The organism is Acinetobacter sp. 1125_18A, from assembly GCF_052824985.1.
On the sequence record NZ_VTDG01000003.1, the window covers coordinates 462,843 to 481,657 of the forward strand.

Here is an 18,815-nt window from a genome sequence, read left to right on the forward strand (position 1 = left end):
GGAAATATATATGACAACTTATCAAGATATCAATAAAACATTGGATGTACACAATCATCCCTTTGCGCAAGCACATATTATTCAAAATGATCAAGAAGCTTTAGAAATCGCGCAACAGTTGAGTCAGCAATTTAAACAAAATGCGGTACTCCGTGATGCTGAAAGAATTTTACCATTTGATGAGGTTGAAGCTTTTAGTCAATCCGGGTTATGGGCGATCACAGTACCGCGGCAATATGGTGGTGCAGAAGTATCTAGTCACACTGTTGCTAAAATAATTGCATTATTCAGTGGCGTAGATGGCTCTATTGGTCAAATCCCACAAAACCATTTTTATGCATTGGAAGTATTACGTAATACGGGTACAGAGCAGCAAAAGGAAAAACTCTATAGCGAAGTACTTCAAGGCGCACGTTTTGGCAATGCCCTCGCTGAATTTAAGACCAAGACTGCTGCACAAAAGCATACCCAAATTAGTCAAACTGAACATGGTTATGTGGTCAATGGGGAAAAGTTCTATTGCACGGGCAGTCTATTTGCCCATCGCATTCCGACATTAGTCCGTGATGCTGAAGAACGTGAATATTTAGCTTTTATTTCTGCCGATGCACAAGGCTTACAACGTATCAATGATTGGTCAGGCTTTGGACAAAAAACCACAGGCAGTGGCACCGTTAAATTCAATCAAGTTTTTGTGGAATCTGAATATGTCATTCGTTTTGACACCGCATTTTCTGAACCCACCCTCGTTGGGCCATTTGCACAAATTATGCATGCTGCGATTGAAACAGGCATTGCACGTGCAGCTTTTGAAGAAACAATAGAACGGGTTAAAAAAGCACGCGCATGGATTGATGCCAATGTAGAACGTGCAGACCAAGATCCACTGACTATTTATGAATTAGGTCGTGTTGCTGCGGATGTAAGAGCAAGTGAGGTTTTATTAAAACAAGCTGCTCAATCTATTGATGCAGCAAAACCACAACCTACAGTTGAAAATATTGCCAAAGCCTCACTAGATGTAGCTAAAGTCCGTGCACACAGTACAGAAACAGCATTAAAAGCGTCTTCAAAATTGATTGAGTTGGCTGGAAGTCGTGGTAGCCAACGTGCCGATGGTTTAGATCGACATTGGCGCAATGTACGGGTACATACACTGCATGATGCATCACGCTGGAAATATTATTTTATTGGAAACTATGTATTAAACAACATCCTTCCACCACGCAGAGGGACATTGTAATGACAAATACATCTCAACATGCAACACAAAAAAAACAAATCTTACTCAATGCTTTTGATATGAACAGTGTCGGTCATATCAATCACGGCTTATGGACCCACCCACGTGATGAATCTCATCGTTTTAATGAGCTCAATTACTGGACTGATCTCGCTAAGACCTTGGAGCAAGGTTTATTTGATGGGTTGTTTATCGCAGACATTACCGGTGTTTATGATGTCTACCAGAATGGTATAGATTTAACCTTAAAAGAGTCCATTCAACTGCCGAGTCATGACCCATCTACCCTGATTTCAGCAATGGCAGCGGTAACCCAAAATCTAGGTTTTGGCGTGACCGTAAACTTAAGTTATGAAACACCGTACCAATTCGCACGGCGCTTTGCGAGTTTAGATCATCTGACACAAGGTCGGATTGGCTGGAATATTGTGACGGGGTATTTGGACAGTGCTGAACGCTTGATTGGACAAAAAGGTCTAAAAGATCATGACTTACGTTATGAACAAGCTGAAGAATTTTTAGAGCTTTGCTATAAGTTTTGGGAAGGTTCTTGGGAAAATGATGCAGTACAAAAAGATAAGCAAAAGCGTATTTTTACTGACCCGAAAAAAGTTCATCAAATTAACCATCAAGGGCGCTTTTATCAAAGCCAAGGTGTTTTCCAAGTCTCACCTTCACCACAGCGTACCCCTGTGCTCTTTCAAGCTGGCGCTTCACCACGCGGTTTAGCATTCTCCACACGTCATGCAGAATGTGTCTTTATTGGCGGGGACCAACCTGCAAAAATCAAACAACAAGTGGATAAGATTCGAGAATTGGCTGTACAGCAAGACCGTAATCCAGAAGATATTAAAATCTTTGTGGGAATCACAGTGGTTACAGCAGAAACAGATGAATTAGCTCAAGAGAAATTAGCTGAATATGCTCGCTATGCAAGTCCAGAAGCAGGTTTAGCACATTTCTCAAGTTCAGTCGGTATCGACCTATCCAAATATGCTGATGATGAGGCCATCCCATATCAACAAACCAATAGTATTGCTTCAGTCAATAATAAATTTAAGGAAAACCAGATCACGCCTAACGATCTTAAAGCACAGCATCAACTCGGTGGTCGTTATCCACTGATTGTTGGAAGTGGTGAAACAATTGCTGAAAAATTAATTCAGTTGATTGATGAAACAGGTATTGATGGCTTTAACCTAACGCGTACTGTTGCGCCTGAATCACATCATGACTTTATTCATTTTGTTATTCCTGAACTGCAACAACGTGGCAGATTTAAAACCAAATATGAAAGTGGTTCTTTACGCAACAAAATCTTTAAACAGGGTGATCATTTAACCCAACAACACCCTGCTGCTGATTTTCGATGTCAAAACTCAAATCATAACAACAGCATCGAAACGGCAGATCGGCAAAAGCAAACTGCCTAAATAACCTAATCAGCAAACATGATGAATTGAATAATTTCACTTTAAGGGGTGTCACATGACTCAAATAAACTCACCTGCAAATGGTAATCCATCCAAAAAATCAGGCTCCACGAATAAATTTATTTTGCTTGGCGTGATCATTATTGCCGTGATTGCAGGACTTTTTTATTGGAACCAACATAAAAAAGCCAGTTCAGAAGAAATCACCATTGGTATTAGCCCACCCTTTGCCAAGCCTTTACAAGTTGCAGCAGAGGAAGCCAAGAAACAAGGGATTCATATTAAACTGGTGGAATTTTCAGATTGGAACACACCGAATATCACACTAAATCATGGTGATATTGATGCAAACTATTTCCAACACCAACCATTTTTAAGCAATGCGTTAAAAGAAACTGATTTTAAACTGAAACCGATTGCCACAGGTGTTGCAACTCATGTGGGCTTATATTCTAAAAAATATGATTCTTTAGCGGCGGTACCAGAAAATGCACGTGTAGTAATTCCAAATGACCCAGTCAACCAAGGTCGTGCACTGTTACTTTTACAACAGGCTAAACTCATCACCTTGAAAGATCCGAATAACCATTTATCAAACTTACAAGACATTAGCTCAAATCCTAAAAACTTTAAATTTATTGAAGTTGAAGGACCTCAAACTGCGCGTGCTGTAGATGATGCTGATTTAGTATTTAGCTACCCACTTTATTTACGTCTTGCAAAAACCATTGATCCAAACAAAGCATTATTACTCGATGATAATACCAATACACGTTATGCCATCTTGTTTGTTGTAAAAGATGACTATGAGCAAAAGCACCCAGAAAAAGCCAAACAGTTAAAAGAGTTTGTAAAAATTTACCAAACTTCAGACAAGGTCAAACAGGCTTTAAATGATGATATTGGTGAAAATTTATGGTTCCCAGGTTGGAAATAAGGAATAACTCATGTCCCAAGTTTCCAAACTCAAAAACAATAACCTGCTGATTGGTCTTGCTGTTGTCATCGTATTATTAGGACTTTTTGCCTATCGTTATGTACAAAATCAACAAAAGGATAATGTACTCACGATTGGCATTAGCCCACCTTATGCCGAATTACTACAAACGGTTGCCAAAGAGGTAGAGAAAGATGGTATCCATGTCAAACTGGTCGAATTTTCAGATTGGCAAGCACCCAATGTTGCGGTACAAAACCGTGACATTGACGCTAACTTTTTCCAACAAAGTGTATTTTTAAAGAATGCCATTAAGCAAACCAATTACGATTTGCATGCTTTTGGTATAGGTAGCGGCAGCCATGTCGGTTTATATTCAAAACAATATAAATCCTTAGCCGCCTTACCTCAAAATGCTCGTGTTGTCATCCCGAGTGACCCCGTTAACTCTGCGCGTGCTTTGATCCTGCTACACCGTGCAGGGCTAATTCAAATCAAAGACATCAACAATGAACTTTCCACACTTCAAGATATTGTTTCAAACCCAAAACAGTTGAAGTTTATAGAAGTTGAAGGTCCACAAACAGCTTTAGCTTATGATGATGCAGATCTAATTTTTGGTTTTCCGCATTACTTAAATATGGCAAAAAAAGCCGATCCGCATAGTGCCCTGTTTTTAGATCCCGTTGATAAAAAGTACGCCATTCTTTTTGTGACACGTACCGATTATCAAGACAAAAATCAAAAGTTAGAGAAATTTATTCAAGCTTTCCAAAACTCACAGCAAGTTCGAGATATTTTAGATAAAGATTTCGGCAAAGATATGTGGTTTGCAGGCTGGAAATAAGGAGAATAGAAATGGTGAGTTTCGGTTCGCATGTTGATTTTTCAGTCCCTCATATCAAAATTCGTGATTTGAATAAATACTATGATGGGCAAGATCAACAGATCCATGCATTAAAAAATATCAACTTAGATATCCCTCACGGCAAGATTTTCGGCATCATCGGTAAAAGTGGTGCAGGTAAATCTTCCTTAATCCGAACATTAAATGGTTTAGAAGGTATTTCTGAAGGCAGTATTCATATTCATCAACAGAATTTGGCTGAACTCAGTCATGCTGAGTTGATTCAAACACGTCAAAGAATTGGGATGATTTTTCAGCATTTTAATTTAATGTCTGCCAAAACAGTTTGGGACAATGTGGCATTGCCTTTAAAAATTGCCCATGTTGATAAAGCTGAAATTGAAACACGTGTCAACGATGTTTTAGATCTGGTCGGATTGGGAAATAAAGCGCATAACTACCCTTCACAGCTGTCTGGTGGTCAAAAGCAACGTGTTGGTATTGCTCGTGCGCTGGTGCATCATCCAGAAATATTATTGTGTGATGAAGCAACGTCTGCACTTGATCCTGAAAGTACCTCAGTGGTGTTATCCTTGCTGAAAAAAATCAATCGAGAATTGGGGATTACCATTGTTTTAATTACCCATGAGATGCAAGTGATTCGTGAAATTTGCGATCAAGTGGTGGTAATTGAACATGGTGAAATCGTAGAGTCAGGACAAGTCTGGTCCGTGTTTTCACAGCCTCAGCAGAAAATCACACAAGAATTGTTAAACTTAGAACAACTCGATTTGCCCTTTCCAGTGCATACAGTGTTGCAACAAGACTCAACCCATAGCATTTTAAAACTACGTTATGAAACCGATCCGAAAAACTCACCTGATTTAGTGGAACTTTTTCAGGTTTTTGAAAAATCGGTACATTTATATCAAAGTCATATCGACAATATCCAAAACCATTTGATTGGAACGCTGATTGTCGGTACTGAACAAACCCATTTAGACCTGCATAATTTACAAGAAAGGTTAAAACATCAAATTGCGCAAATAGAGGTACTTGGCTATGCAAGACCAACTCATTGATTTATTGCTGACAGGAACCATAGATACCTTACTGATGGTTGGCGTATCTGCCATTGTTGCCTTTTTGATTGGCTTACCTTTGGCAGTGATTTTGGTCAATACATCTGAACAAGGGATTTATCCATCTAAAAAGATTAATCATGCATTAGGCACGGTGATCAACATTACCCGATCTGTTCCCTTTTTGATTTTAATGGTGGCGCTGATTCCTTTAACCCGATGGATTGTCGGAACCAGTTACGGAGTCTGGGCAGCTGTTGTTCCATTAACTTTAGCAGCGACACCTTTCTTTGCCCGTATTGCAGAAGTTAGCTTACGTGAAGTTGATCAAGGTCTAATTGAAGCTGCACAAGCGATGGGCTGTAACCGTAAGCAAATCGTTTGGCATGTACTTTTACCTGAAGCGTTACCCGGCATTGTGGCAGGTTTTACAGTCACAATTGTCACCATGATTAACTCCTCTGCAATTGCAGGTGCAATTGGTGCTGGTGGCTTAGGTGATATTGCCTACCGTTATGGTTACCAACGCTTTGATATGCAAATGATGTTTGCTGTGATTGTGGTCTTGGTGGCTTTGGTCATGATCGTTCAAGCATTTGGTGACAGTTTGGCAAGCCAGTTGGATAAGCGGAAGATTTAAGTTTTTCCAATTAACTTCATTTGCATCAATATAAATAAAATAGATTCCGCTTTTGCCTTGTTGAATGATACAAGGCTTATCCATCTGTAGGGCGACATGGATGTCGTTGTTGGATGCAGGACAGTAACTTTGCTCAATTTGACCCACTTATAAAAATCATACTAAAACTATTGTCACTCCCCTAGAATGCTCATTTTGTTCAATAAAAGTGCTGATCTCAGGCAAATATGTAGCACTTGATATATTTGAGATGATCTGATTTTAAAACTTATAGGTCGCAGACCTGACTTTGTCATGGCTTTCATGTAAAATCATCCGCAATTTTTATATAACACTTTGTGAGTTATTTCATGGGTTTTAATTGCGGTATTGTCGGCTTGCCGAACGTTGGTAAATCTACACTTTTCAATGCATTGACTAAAGCTGCTATTGCTGCGGAAAACTTCCCATTCTGTACCATTGAACCAAATACAGGCGTCGTACCTGTACCTGATCCACGTTTAGACAAATTAACAGCCATTGTTAAACCACAACGTGTTATTCCAACTACGATGGAGTTTGTGGATATTGCAGGTTTAGTTGCGGGTGCATCTAAAGGCGAAGGTTTGGGTAACCAATTCCTTGCAAACATCCGTGAAACTGATGCAATTGCACACGTTGTACGTTGTTTTGAAGATGAAAACGTAATTCATGTAAATGGTAAAATTGATCCATTAGATGATATTGCAACGATTAATACTGAACTTGCACTTGCTGACTTGGAAACTGTAACTAAAGCCGTTACACGTTTGGCAAAATCTGCAAAAAGCGGTGATAAAGAAGCCCTTGCAACAAAAGCAGTTTTAGAAAAAATTCTACCTTTACTTGATGAAGGCAAGCCAGCTCGTGCAGCTGATTTAGATGATGATGAACGTAAACTTGTGCGTGGTTTTGGTTTAATGACATTAAAACCGACCATGTATATCGCAAACGTTGCAGAAGATGGTTTTGAAAACAACCCACACCTTGAAGCTGTGAAAAAGTTAGCTGCTGAGGAAAATGCAATCGTTGTTCCGCTTTGCAACCAAATCGAAGCTGAAATTTCATTGTTGGATGATGAAGATCGTGCTGAATTCCTTGAAGCATTAGGCATGGAAGAACCAGGTCTAAATGTGGTGATTCGTGCAGGTTATAGCTTACTTGGCTTACAAACTTACTTTACAGCAGGTGTTCAAGAAGTGCGTGCTTGGACTGTAAAAGTGGGTGCAACTGCACCTCAAGCTGCGGGTGTAATCCACACTGACTTTGAGAAAGGCTTTATTCGTGCAGAATGTATCGCTTATGACGATTTCATCCAATACAACGGTGAAAACGGCGCTAAGGAAGCAGGAAAATGGCGTTTAGAAGGTAAAACTTACATCGTTCAAGATGGTGATGTCTTGCACTTCCGTTTTAACGTATAAGCAGATCTCATGCTTTGATGAGACAGGTTGAAGACTTCTTCAACCTGTTTTTTTTCATCATAGAATCTTTCGCTGGTTCTAGTTTGGTTTATAAATGTCTGACGAATATTTAAAACTTGTTTTCTAAATGTAGATTCAACGATCTTTTGATTGATTTGCGGATCACTTTCACCATTCTCCTTATCGATCTAATTTTAACTCTGCTTTTTAATGAAACACGTATTCAGGTTTTTATAAAAAAATATCAACATTTAAAATTACAATATTCCAGTAAATATACGCGATATTTATTTACATCTTAAAACGCACCAAGTCTCTATCGCTAAGCCCCTGCCTCAATTGATCATTTCTATTTTGAAATCAGCTACACAATAATAAAGTTAAGTAGGTTGCACTTTTGATGCCCATATATAATAATGATAATTATTAGCATTATCACTATACTTAACATCACAGGATTGATTCATGGCTTACTCGCTTCCACAACTGCCTTATGCATACGATGCACTTGAACCTAATATTGATACAAAAACAATGGAAATCCACCATACCAAGCACCATCAAACCTATATCAATAATATCAATGCCACAGTTGAAGGCACAGCATGGGAAAAGTTGTCGATTGAAGAACTGGTTTCAAAAGTGAATGAAGTTCCTGCTGATCTTAAAAATAGCGTAATTAATAATGGTGGTGGGCATGCTAACCACTCTTTATTCTGGACAGTAATGAGCCCTCAAGGTGGTGGAGAGCCAATTAAACAAATCGCTGAAGCAATTGACAAAGATATTGGAGGTTTTGAAAACTTTAAAGAAGCCTTTACTAAAGCAGCACTGACACGATTTGGTAGTGGCTGGGCATGGTTAAGCGTAACCCCTGAAAAGAAAGTCATCGTAGAAAGCAGTGCCAATCAAGATTCACCACTGATGAATGGCAATATCCCGATTCTGGCTTTAGATGTCTGGGAACATGCTTATTATTTAAAATACCAAAACCGTCGTCCCGAATATATTGCGGCATTTTATAATGTTGTGAATTGGGAAGAAGTGAATCGCCGTTATTTAGAAGCAATCCAATGAAATACTATACAGACCATATGACGATGCCAATGTTCAATTCTTCACTGATTAAAAAAATAAAATTTTATATTGGTTGCGCCATTTTTTTCTTTGGTTTAGTGATATTTATCAAAGAATTCTTATTCTAAAACAAACAAAAATATAGAAGTCGATACCCTTTAAGTCAGTTTAAATTACTGACTTAAAGGGTTTTATCATAAACTAGATTCTTTATCTTTCAAATTATTTCGCGTGTAAAGCGTCTAATGATTTTTCATCCATTGCAGTACGTTGCTTTCTGGCTTCTGCTAGCATTTTTTCTTGTAAATCTTTACGAAAACCCAGCAAGAATACAAACTCAGCTAAGACAAATAATGGACCAATCGCTAAACCGACTAAATCATCAACAAATGCAGGTTTTTTCTTTTCATAAAAATGCCCTACAAATTGGAATACCCATCCTACAACAAAAGTACCAATACTGATACTTAGCCAAGTTCCCATGCCTAATTGAGCAATTTTATAGGCAAATGGATAGGCTACTGCATAAATAAGCAACATTAAAAAGCCGAATAATTTATCCAGACTAAAATAATAAATCACACTTAAAACAAATAGAATCAATGCCAAAGTGATTTCAAAACCTGAAAGCATCACCCCTGCTCTAGCCGTTAGACACATGATTGAAAATACGATCATCGGAATACCAATAAAATGCGTAAATACATTTTTATGGTCTAAATGATAAGCTGCGTACTGGCTAAGAAGTTGCTCTAATCTGTTCATTTTCAGCGTCCTTGTTAATCTCTTCATTTCACTATATAAAAGCGCTAAGATAAAAGTTGTCGTCTAGCTGACAAGTTGAATTGATTTTTCATTTAAATTTGCAAAGAAGTAAATAACAACAGCTTTCACAATAAATTTATTGATACATTATGGCCAGTGACTCTGTCATATTCACGCTAAATTGCTGCCCTTAAAGGAGGATTGTAAATGGTTCTACTCAGTGCTTATCGCAACTGATTTTATCTAAGGAACTTTCTATCCTACTGACTATGCTGTTAGATATATTTGAAAATCAAAGCAAAGATTAACAATGATACATAAAAGGACATATTGTGCTGAATTCAACGGACCTTGAATTATTATCAAAGAATTTATGGTATTCACAACTGCCTATTCCTTTTCAACAATTGATTCAACAACAAGCCCATTATCAAAAATTTGAGCGTGATCAAGCGATTTTCAGATCAGGCGATCTATTTAATGGGATCTATGCGGTCTTAGATGGTCGGGTACGCTTAGGCTATATTGATATTGAAGGAAATGAATCCGTTGCTGCTATTGCAGAACCGATTATGTGGTTTGGAGAAATTTCTTTGGTGGATCAACAACCACGTTCTCATGATGCCATTGCTGTTGGAAAATGTTTAATTTTACATATCCCCAGCCAAGCGATTCAGAAAATTCTAAATGACTATCCGCAATATTGGTTCCATATCGCCCAATTGACCAGTCAAAAACTTCGCTTTGCTTTTTTAGAACTCATTTCAATTCAGACCCAGCATATACAACAACGATTGGCTCAACGTTTGATGTTTATCTTAAACGGTTATGGCAATCATATCCGTATTGAAAATAACATCATTCATTTATCTCAAGAACAATTGGCATTGCTGCTCAAATGCTCACGCCAGACCATTAACCAAGAATTACATTTACTCGAACAACAAGGTGTTTTAAAAATTGCCTTTAAAAAAATAGAAATTTTAGATATCAAGCAATTACATTCTATAGCTCACTCACTCGGCCAACTCTAATTTAACTCATTACTTTTCTACTTTTAGACAAATATTAAATTCACCTTAAACGGCTGGAATATATAATCATTTTATAAATAAAATATACAAATTATTTATTCTACTTTGTGAAAAATACAATTATATTTTAGCGAGGCGCTAATGCCATCTCAATAAAAGTTGAAATAAATGAAAAAAATCACAACATTGCTCACAGCGGGATTATTCACTGTACTTAGCGCTTCTGCATTTGCATGCCCTAAAGGTACAACATTGGTTGGTGGTACAGGCCCAAACCATAAAGGCGGCAAATGTGTTGCGGCAAATCCAGCAGCTCAAGCGACTCAAAAAGCAACGGCTGCAAGTACAAAAGCCAAAGCTGATGCAACGCAAGCAAAAGACAAAAGTGTAGCTGCAACAAAAGCTGTTGAAGCGAAACCGAAAGAAGCAGCGACAAAGCTAAAAACTGAAACTGCTGCAAGCAAAGCAAAAGCTGAAGCAACAACCAAAGCAGTGAAAAATGACGCTGCTGCAAAATCAACTGCTGCTAAAGACAAAGCAGTGAAAACAGCATCGACCAATCCGTTAAAACCTTAAGCAACGAAAAGCTTACTTAACGAACATTCATATGAATTAAAAAAATGGCGCATATTTGCGCCATTTTCTAGGGTCTGTTAAAAAATATTATTATTTGCTTTGGTATTGCCTAAACTTGGATTTTCAATTGCATCTTTGCACTGGGCTTTATCACGTTCATATTGCGCTTGATTTTTTTGCATTTCACCATCTTTTTCCAATGTCGATCTTGCCCAAGTATCTAAACTGGTCATGGCTTTACGACACAAAGCGTATTTACCTTCTGTCACTGAATCGGTCATTTTGACATTGATACGCCAGTCGGTACTTAATTTCCGTAAAGGTTTACGTACATTGTCTTCAATCAAATTCAATTGCTTACGGTAGACAAAGGGTTCCACCTGATTAATCAGTTTCCATGCTTCATTGGCATAGGTTGTCGCATCATTGGTTAGTTTTGGCGCAGCTTTAATTTCAACTTTTTCTTTAGGTTCAGAAGATGAATTACCACATGCTTGTAAACCTAAAACACCTAACACCAAGGTCATACTCAATAATAATTTCGACTGATTTGCGAACATAAAGTTACGCCTAAATAAACATTTCGCTACTATGCTAGTAAATTCGGGTAGAATACACAATCTTGATTTTACCTTTTGTTTTACTCTCGTTTTAGGTGTCCTGTGTCAGAGCACAATCCCTCAGTCCAAACTGCTGGCTTTTGGCAAGGCGCTAAAGACAGTCAAGCTATCATCTTTACTTATCTGCCTGTATCTTTTGCCTTTGGTGTATCCGCGACCCAATTTGGTTTTAGTGCATGGGAAGCCTTATTTCTATCTTGCTCTATGTACGCTGGTGCTAGCCAATTTCTTGTGGTTGCATTATTGGGCAGTGGCACATCTATTTGGATGACAGCACTTACAGTCATTGCACTGGATATTCGCCATGTACTTTATGGGCCAGCCTTACAAAACCTGATTCAAGACCGTTTAAACCTAAAAAAGACCGCAGTATGGGCATGGGGTTTAACCGATGAAGTTTTTGCGGCTGGAATGATTAAACTTTCCCAACGTCGTCAGGAATGGTCAGAGTCTTGGATGTTAGGACTCAGCTTGTTTAGCTGGATGTCATGGGCCTTAGGTTCCTTTTTAGGTGGTTTATTTGCAGATCAAGTCAGCGACTTGCCGCAATTTTTACAAGCCGCTTTAGACTTCTTGTTACCTGCATTGTTCTTAAGCTTCTTACTAGCAGCCTTTGAGAAAAAACATACTTTTGTGGTTGCCGTATCTTTAGTGGTTTCCGCGTTGGCCTGTTATTTTATCAACATGTCGGCAGCAATTTTTATTGGGATTGCATCTGGGATTTTAGCGGGATTATTTAAACATTATGTTTTAAAGCAAACTGATGAAGTGAGTATTTAAAATGGATTTACAGATTATCTTGGTGGGGATATTGGTCGGTATTGCAAATTTTGCTTCACGCTTTGGTCCAATCTATCTGCTGCAAAAAAGCCAACAACACACACAAACTCGTGGCGCAACATGGTTAAAAATTGCATTAGGCAGTATTGGAATTGCAGCAATCAGTTCAATGTTAATTGTCGCCACTCTTCCACCATTGATCGAAACTCCAAATAAAAGTTTTGCGATGTTGGTGGGCTTTCTTGTACTCACAGGATTGTATTTTAAATTTAAAAGAATCGTTTTGGCGACACTCACAGCAGCATTGGCCTATGGCTTGGTCTATACCTATCTGTAGTTTTGTTGATTAAAGCATATTTTAATGCATCAGCAGATCAGCGTGTAAATTTAAAGTCTTTCGGATTTAAAATGCTTTCATCTAATTAATTTACAATAAAAAACCATGTGAATTAATTAGTTGTGTATGATTGCTTTCAAATAAAATATTTAAAATACGCAACTTGATATGTTTATCGCACACTTACCTTCTGGCTATATACTGGCTAAACTTTTACTCAAGAAATTTAAACAGACAAAAATCACCAATAAAGCTTTTTTTACGCTGATTATGCTTGGTGCAGTTTTTCCTGATATTGATCTATTCTATTTCTATTTATTCGATCATAGATCGGTACATCACCATAAGTATTTTTTACATTGGTTTTCATTTTGGATTCCAATCTTTCTAATCGCTTTATTTTATTTCATCCATTCAAAATACACGGCTAAACCTGCCCTGATGATCAGTTTTTTTTCGGGTGCTGCCCTGCTACATATCGGCTTGGATACTTTTGTAGGTGATGTTTGGCTTTTTGCACCGTTTATTGATCAACCCTATGTGTTTTTTGAAGTCAGCTCACGTTATCAGCCGTGGTGGCTAAACTTTATTCTGCATTGGTCGTTTTTTGTAGAATTACTGATCTGCCTAATTGCGTTGATTCTGTTGGTTCGTAAAAAGAATTAATTAAAAATTCTTGATCAGTTTTCTTGCGCAAATTCAAAGCCTCTTCATTTGTAGTGGCAAACCGCCTATAAGCTAAAAACTTTATAAAAAAATCTGTTAGACAATATCATTATTTTATGTCAATCAGCCCTTAACACACGCCTGAGTTCTGCTATGCTAACAGTCCATAAGACAAGCATGGAAGAATAGCATGAGCGTTACTATTGGTACCCCACTTCAATCATCTGCATTTAAAGTTTTACTGTTAGGTTCAGGAGAGCTTGGTAAAGAAGTGGTGATTTCATTACAACGACTTGGTGTTGAAGTTCACGCGGCAGACCGCTACGAAAACGCACCTGCCATGCAAGTTGCTCATTTCTCTTATGCCTTAAACATGGCAGATGCAACAGAATTAAAAGCTTTAATTGAAAAAGTAAAACCCAATCTTATTGTTCCAGAAATTGAAGCGATTGCTACTCAAGTATTAGTCGAAATCGAACAACAAAATATTGCAACCGTGATCCCTTCGGCAAAAGCAGTGAATTTAACCATGAACCGTGAAGGGATTCGTCGCTTAGCGGCGGAAGAACTTGGTTTACCCACTTCCGCTTACCGTTTTGCCAATACCTTAGAAAGCTTCCGTTCTGCATGTGATGACATTGGTTATCCGAACTTTGTTAAACCTGTAATGTCTTCCTCTGGTAAGGGGCAATCTCGTGTCAAAGAATATGCAGAAGTAGATGCAGCTTGGGAATATGCTCAAACTGGTGGTCGGGTAAATCAAGGTACAGTCATCGTTGAGTCACAAATTGACTTTGATTTTGAAATCACCTTACTCACTGTACGTTCGAAAAATCCAGAAACAGGTGAAATTGAAACCGCTTATTGTGACCCAATTGGGCATCGTCAAGATTCAGGCGACTATGTAGAAAGTTGGCAGCCCCAAGCAATGACAGAAGCAGCTTTAAATGAAGCCAAACGCATTGCCAATAAAGTCACTGTAGCACTTGGTGGCTGTGGGATTTTTGGGGTAGAACTGTTTGTAAAAGGTGATAAAGTATGGTTTAGTGAAGTATCACCGCGTCCACACGATACAGGCTTAGTCACACTTGCATCACAATTCCAAAGCGAATTTGAATTACATGCACGTGCAATTTTGGGTTTACCTGTCAATACTGAACGACATAGTATTGCTGCAAGTGCTGTAATCTATGCAGGTGTAGATGCAAAGAATCTTTCATACGCTGGCTTAAATCTTGCTTTGCAAAATCCTGCGACAGACTTACGCCTGTTCGGTAAACCTGAAGGATTTAAACGTCGTCGTATGGGCGTGGCAACAGCACGTGCTGAAACAACAGACCAAGCACGTGAACTTGCACAAGAAACGGCTGCAAAAGTCACTGTTCATTTAAACAACTAGCCAATATATTTGCGGACAAGACATCCATGATCAACACCTCTCCTCTGTTGGAATATGTAACTGATATACATGACATTAAAGCGATTAATCAATGGCGTAGCGATGTTGAGCAACAGTTAAATGAGGCCTATGATCATGGTACAACAATACGCGAAATTGTCCGTACCCGTTCAAATGTGGTAGATGAAGCCCTTATGTTTCTCTGGAAGCATTCAGGGCTAGATCAAACAGATCTCGGTTTATTTGCTGTTGGTGGCTATGGGCGACGCGAAATGTTGCCCTATTCCGATGTCGACATCATGATTCTTTCAGAAGAAGATCTTTCCCCTGAACAAGAACAAACGGTGACGCAATTTATTTCTACACTTTGGGATGTGGGGAATTTTAAACCGGGTGTCAGTGTACGTACCATCCGAAGTTGTTTTGAACAAGCCACCAATGATCTCACTGTGGCAACCTCGCTGATTGAAGCGCGATTAATTATTGGCAATCAACATCTGGCAAGATGGCCTCGTCGTGTAGTTTCCCAAACTTGGACAGATAAGACTTTCTTTGATGCCAAGATGGATGAACAAGCGCAACGTTATGCGCAACATAACAATACTGAAAGTAATTTAGAACCCGATATTAAAAATGCACCCGGTGGTATTCGGGACATTAACCAAATTGGCTGGATTGCCAAACGGCATTTCCGAGTCAATCGTATTTACGACTTGGTTCATTTGGGTTTTATTTCTGAATTTGAATTGGGCGTCCTAGAAGAAGCTGAAAACTTTCTTTGGGAAATCCGCCATCATTTACACCGTTTAACCAAACGTGATGAAAATCGCCTATTGTTTGATTATCAACGTGATATTGCAGCTAAATTTGGCTATACACGAGAAGATGATCATCATCCAAATTATCCAATTGAACAGTTCATGAAGCGTTATTATCGTACCGCGCAACAGGTTTCGACCTTAAATGAAATGTTATTGGCTTATTTTAATGAATCGGTGATTACCCCACGCTTACCCGACTATGAACGTAAAATCGAAAATATTAACGAACATTTTAAATTGGTTGATGGCAAGCTTGCCGTTCAACAACATAAAACCTTTTCCGAAAATCCAAGCGCTATTTTAGAGATTTTTTATATCTTGGCGAATCGCCCTGAAATCGAGGGTATTCGTGCACGTACATTGCGTCTTTTGACTTTAGCAGCAAAACGCATTGATCAAGCATTTCGTGATAATCCGACCCATCAAGCATTATTCATGGCGATCATCCGCTCTCCATATCGTTTATATGAAACCATGGTGGCAATGAAGCGTTATGGTGTATTAGGAAATTATATTCCTGCTTTTGGGCAAATCATGGGGTTGATGCAATATGACTTGTTCCATATTTATACCGTCGATGCACATACCTTACTGTTAATTCGTAATTTAAATCGTTTTAAAGAACCTGGCTTTGCCAAAGATTATCCTGTTGTCAGTTCTGTATTTCAACGCTTAGTCCGCCGTGACATCGTATTCCTTGCTGCATTATTCCATGATATTGCCAAAGGCCGTGGTGGAGATCACAGTGAACTTGGCGCTGAAGATGCAATTGAATTCTGTCTTGCGCATGGGTTTACTGAGCGCGAATGTAATCTGGTTGCTTGGCTCATCCAAAATCATTTACTGATGTCGATGACCGCACAGAAAAAAGATATTTCTGACCCAGATGTGGTGAAAGAGTTTGCTGAAAAGCTTGGTGATATGGAGCATTTAGATTATCTCTATACGCTGACAGTTGCCGATATCAATGCCACCAATCCAAAACTTTGGAATACATGGCGCTCTTCTTTGATGCGTCAACTCTATACCCATGCGCGTGATGTAATTCGTTCTGGTTTGGGTCGACCTGTTGATTATCAAATGCTGATTGAAGATACCAAATTCTCTGCAAGCGAAGTCTTGGTGGATGAGTTTCCACTCGATCAAGTTGAAAAGGTTTGGCAAGAGCTTGGGGACGAATACTTCCTTAAAGAATCCGCAGATGAAATTGCATGGCATACTCGCGCCATTTTGCAACACGGCGACAACCCTGCACCATTGGTGCTCATGCGTGCGCACCGTAAAGCAGCACAAGATGCTGTACAGATCTTTATTTATACTCAAGACCAACCCAATCTGTTTGCCACCACAGTGGCAATTTTGGATCGTATGAATCTGGATGTCCAAGATGCACGGATTATCACTGCAACCAAAGCCTTTAGTTTAGATACTTATGTGGTCTTGGATCGTTTCGGTACCTTATTAACCGATCCTGAACGTGAAGAAACAGTCAAACAGGCGTTAATTAAAGCCTTAAGTGAATCAGATAAATATCCGGGTTTGATGCAACGTCGTATTCCACGTCAACTTCGCCACTTCGACATTGAAAATACCGTGGATGTAACACTTAACGAAGCTTTGCAACAAAATATGGTTGAAATCTCTACCCTCGATCAACCGGGCTTACTTGCACGCGTTGGTGGTTTATTTATGATGCAAGGTTTAGACATACATTCTGCTAGAATCGCCACACTGGGTGAAAAAGCAGAAGATATCTTCTTTGTCACCAAAAAAGATGGCACCCCCCTCACTGAAGCTGAGGCTGAAGTCTTTACCGCAAAATTAAAAGCGGCATTAGATGAAGCATCCAATCAAATCTGTGGGCAACATTAATCTTACTTTCTATCGTGGTAATTGTTTCATGAACTCTAGTTTGTCTTTATTACATCCTTATCCATTTGAAAAGTTAAGCCAGCTTTTTCAGGATGTAAAACCTGCAGATTTACCTTTGATCCCACTTTCAATTGGAGAACCAAAGCATCCTGCTCCTGAGTTTGTGAAGCAAGCGATCATTGATAATTTTCAGCACCTTTCAACTTATCCAAACAGTAAAGGTTTACCTGAACTTCGTGAAAGTATTGCTCAGTGGCTAACCCGTCGTTTTAAACTGAATGCGATCAGTGCGGAAGATCATGTTCTTCCAGTTACAGGTACACGTGAAGGGATTTTCTCCTTTGTACAGGCCTTGATTAATCGTGATGATGCACCTTATGTAGTAATGCCTAATCCGTTCTATCAGATTTATGAAGGTGCGACACTTTTAGCTGGTGCCAAGCCATACTTTGTCAACTGTACCGAAGACAACAATTACCTCGGTGATTTTGATGCTGTACCTGCTGAAGTTTGGGAAAAAACTGCACTTTTGTTTGTTTGTACGCCGGGAAATCCTACTGGTGCGGTACTTTCAAAAGCACAATTTAAAAAGCTCATTGCACTTTCTGACCAATATGACTTTGTGATTGCGTCTGATGAATGTTACTCAGAATTGTGGTTTGATGAAGCACCGATCGGCTTATTGGAAGTCTGTGCTGAATTAGGTCGTGACGACTATAAAAATTGTATCGTATTCCATTCTCTGTCTAAGCGTTCAAACCTACCGGGTATGCGCTCAGGTTTTGTTGCTGGGGATGCAAACTTACTTAAACATTATTTAAAATTCCGCACTTATCACGGCGCTGCAATGCCAGTCCAACATCAATTGGCTTCAATTGTTGCTTGGAACGATGAAACACATGTTGAAGAAAATCGCAGACTGTATCGTGCCAAATTTGATTTGTTCCAAAATGAACTCGGTCATCTTTTACCATTACAAAAGCCTGATGCAGGCTTCTATTATTGGTTAAAAGTTGATCATGATGAAAACTTTGCCAAAATGTTAATGGAAAAAGCCAACATTAAAGTTTTACCAGGGCGTTATTTGTCTCGTGATACTGAACAAGGCAATCCTGGTGAAGGTCATGTTCGTATGGCATTGGTCGCAGATATTGCTCAATGTGAGCAAGTGATACAACGTTTAAAAGCTATTTTATAAAAATATACTGTTATAAAAAATGCCCCAAATTTGGGGCATTTTTTGT

Annotated in this window: 18 protein-coding genes; 16 read left to right on the forward strand and 2 right to left on the reverse strand. The window is 38.9% G+C overall.

Annotated elements, in window-relative coordinates:
- Nucleotides 1-10: 10 nt before the first annotated feature.
- The 8 genes from FY049_RS07810 (at nt 11) to FY049_RS07845 (ending at nt 8,701) form a co-directional block, all read left to right on the forward strand.
- Nucleotides 11-1,243 (forward strand): SfnB family sulfur acquisition oxidoreductase, encoded by a 1,233-nt coding sequence (locus FY049_RS07810; RefSeq protein ID WP_105712789.1) that lies wholly within the window; start codon nt 11-13, stop codon nt 1,241-1,243.
- A complete protein-coding gene (locus FY049_RS07815; protein WP_056510774.1) occupies nt 1,243-2,676 on the forward strand; it encodes an LLM class flavin-dependent oxidoreductase in 1,434 nt (477 codons plus the stop codon). The genes FY049_RS07810 and FY049_RS07815 overlap by 1 nt, the downstream gene beginning before the upstream one ends.
- 55 nt (nt 2,677-2,731) lie before the next feature.
- Nucleotides 2,732-3,613: a MetQ/NlpA family ABC transporter substrate-binding protein gene (locus FY049_RS07820; RefSeq protein ID WP_056510770.1), complete on the forward strand. Its 882-nt coding sequence runs from the start codon at nt 2,732-2,734 to the stop codon at nt 3,611-3,613.
- Between the two features lie 10 nt (nt 3,614-3,623).
- Nucleotides 3,624-4,460: a MetQ/NlpA family ABC transporter substrate-binding protein gene (locus FY049_RS07825; RefSeq protein ID WP_446083463.1), complete on the forward strand. Its 837-nt coding sequence runs from the start codon at nt 3,624-3,626 to the stop codon at nt 4,458-4,460.
- 11 nt (nt 4,461-4,471) lie between these two features.
- On the forward strand, nt 4,472-5,542 hold the full coding sequence (locus FY049_RS07830) for a methionine ABC transporter ATP-binding protein (RefSeq protein ID WP_446083464.1): 1,071 nt from the start codon (nt 4,472-4,474) through the stop codon (nt 5,540-5,542).
- Nucleotides 5,523-6,182: a methionine ABC transporter permease gene (locus FY049_RS07835; protein WP_004720927.1), complete on the forward strand. Its 660-nt coding sequence runs from the start codon at nt 5,523-5,525 to the stop codon at nt 6,180-6,182. Before FY049_RS07830 ends, FY049_RS07835 begins: the two co-directional genes overlap by 20 nt.
- Before the next feature lie 350 nt (nt 6,183-6,532).
- Entirely contained in the window at nt 6,533-7,624 is a 1,092-nt protein-coding gene (ychF, locus tag FY049_RS07840) for a redox-regulated ATPase YchF (protein WP_446083465.1), read from the forward strand.
- Nucleotides 7,625-8,089: 465 nt separating this feature from the next.
- Complete coding sequence (locus tag FY049_RS07845) at nt 8,090-8,701, forward strand: superoxide dismutase (RefSeq protein ID WP_446083466.1); 612 nt, start codon at nt 8,090-8,092, stop codon at nt 8,699-8,701.
- Between the two features lie 222 nt (nt 8,702-8,923).
- Here FY049_RS07845 and FY049_RS07850 read toward each other — a convergent pair whose 3' ends face one another.
- Nucleotides 8,924-9,466, reverse strand: coding sequence for an Mpo1 family 2-hydroxy fatty acid dioxygenase (locus tag FY049_RS07850; protein ID WP_446083467.1), 543 nt, complete (start codon nt 9,464-9,466; stop codon nt 8,924-8,926).
- A 332-nt stretch (nt 9,467-9,798) separates the two neighbouring features.
- On the opposite strand from FY049_RS07850, the gene FY049_RS07855 reads away from it, so the two are divergent.
- Together FY049_RS07855 and FY049_RS07860 are read left to right on the forward strand one after the other, a co-directional pair.
- Nucleotides 9,799-10,500, forward strand: a complete 702-nt coding sequence (locus tag FY049_RS07855; protein ID WP_446083468.1) for a Crp/Fnr family transcriptional regulator — start codon at nt 9,799-9,801, stop codon at nt 10,498-10,500.
- A 168-nt stretch (nt 10,501-10,668) separates the two neighbouring features.
- A complete protein-coding gene (locus tag FY049_RS07860; protein ID WP_004720938.1) occupies nt 10,669-11,076 on the forward strand; it encodes a hypothetical protein in 408 nt (135 codons plus the stop codon).
- A 77-nt stretch (nt 11,077-11,153) separates the two neighbouring features.
- On the opposite strand, the gene FY049_RS07865 is transcribed toward FY049_RS07860, so the two are convergent.
- On the reverse strand, nt 11,154-11,636 hold the full coding sequence (locus FY049_RS07865; RefSeq protein WP_004720940.1) for a hypothetical protein: 483 nt from the start codon (nt 11,634-11,636) through the stop codon (nt 11,154-11,156).
- Nucleotides 11,637-11,738: 102 nt separating this feature from the next.
- Here FY049_RS07865 and FY049_RS07870 point away from each other — a divergent pair, with 102 nt between their 5' ends.
- The 6 genes from FY049_RS07870 to dapC all read left to right on the forward strand — a co-directional run bounded on the left by FY049_RS07870 (nt 11,739) and on the right by dapC (nt 18,769).
- Nucleotides 11,739-12,476: an AzlC family ABC transporter permease gene (locus FY049_RS07870; RefSeq protein WP_004720941.1), complete on the forward strand. Its 738-nt coding sequence runs from the start codon at nt 11,739-11,741 to the stop codon at nt 12,474-12,476.
- 1 nt (nt 12,477) lies between these two features.
- Nucleotides 12,478-12,813: an L-valine transporter subunit YgaH gene (ygaH, locus tag FY049_RS07875; protein ID WP_224965389.1), complete on the forward strand. Its 336-nt coding sequence runs from the start codon at nt 12,478-12,480 to the stop codon at nt 12,811-12,813.
- 168 nt (nt 12,814-12,981) lie between these two features.
- Nucleotides 12,982-13,479: a metal-dependent hydrolase gene (locus FY049_RS07880; protein WP_224965388.1), complete on the forward strand. Its 498-nt coding sequence runs from the start codon at nt 12,982-12,984 to the stop codon at nt 13,477-13,479.
- A 190-nt stretch (nt 13,480-13,669) separates the two neighbouring features.
- Entirely contained in the window at nt 13,670-14,878 is a 1,209-nt protein-coding gene (purT, locus tag FY049_RS07885) for a formate-dependent phosphoribosylglycinamide formyltransferase (protein ID WP_004720948.1), read from the forward strand.
- 26 nt (nt 14,879-14,904) lie between these two features.
- The gene (gene glnD / locus FY049_RS07890; protein ID WP_056510738.1) at nt 14,905-17,571 is read left to right on the forward strand and encodes a [protein-PII] uridylyltransferase; all 2,667 of its coding nucleotides are present in this window, start codon (nt 14,905-14,907) and stop codon (nt 17,569-17,571) included.
- Between the two features lie 28 nt (nt 17,572-17,599).
- Entirely contained in the window at nt 17,600-18,769 is a 1,170-nt protein-coding gene (dapC, locus tag FY049_RS07895; RefSeq protein WP_446083469.1) for a succinyldiaminopimelate transaminase, read from the forward strand.
- Nucleotides 18,770-18,815 lie beyond the last annotated feature (46 nt).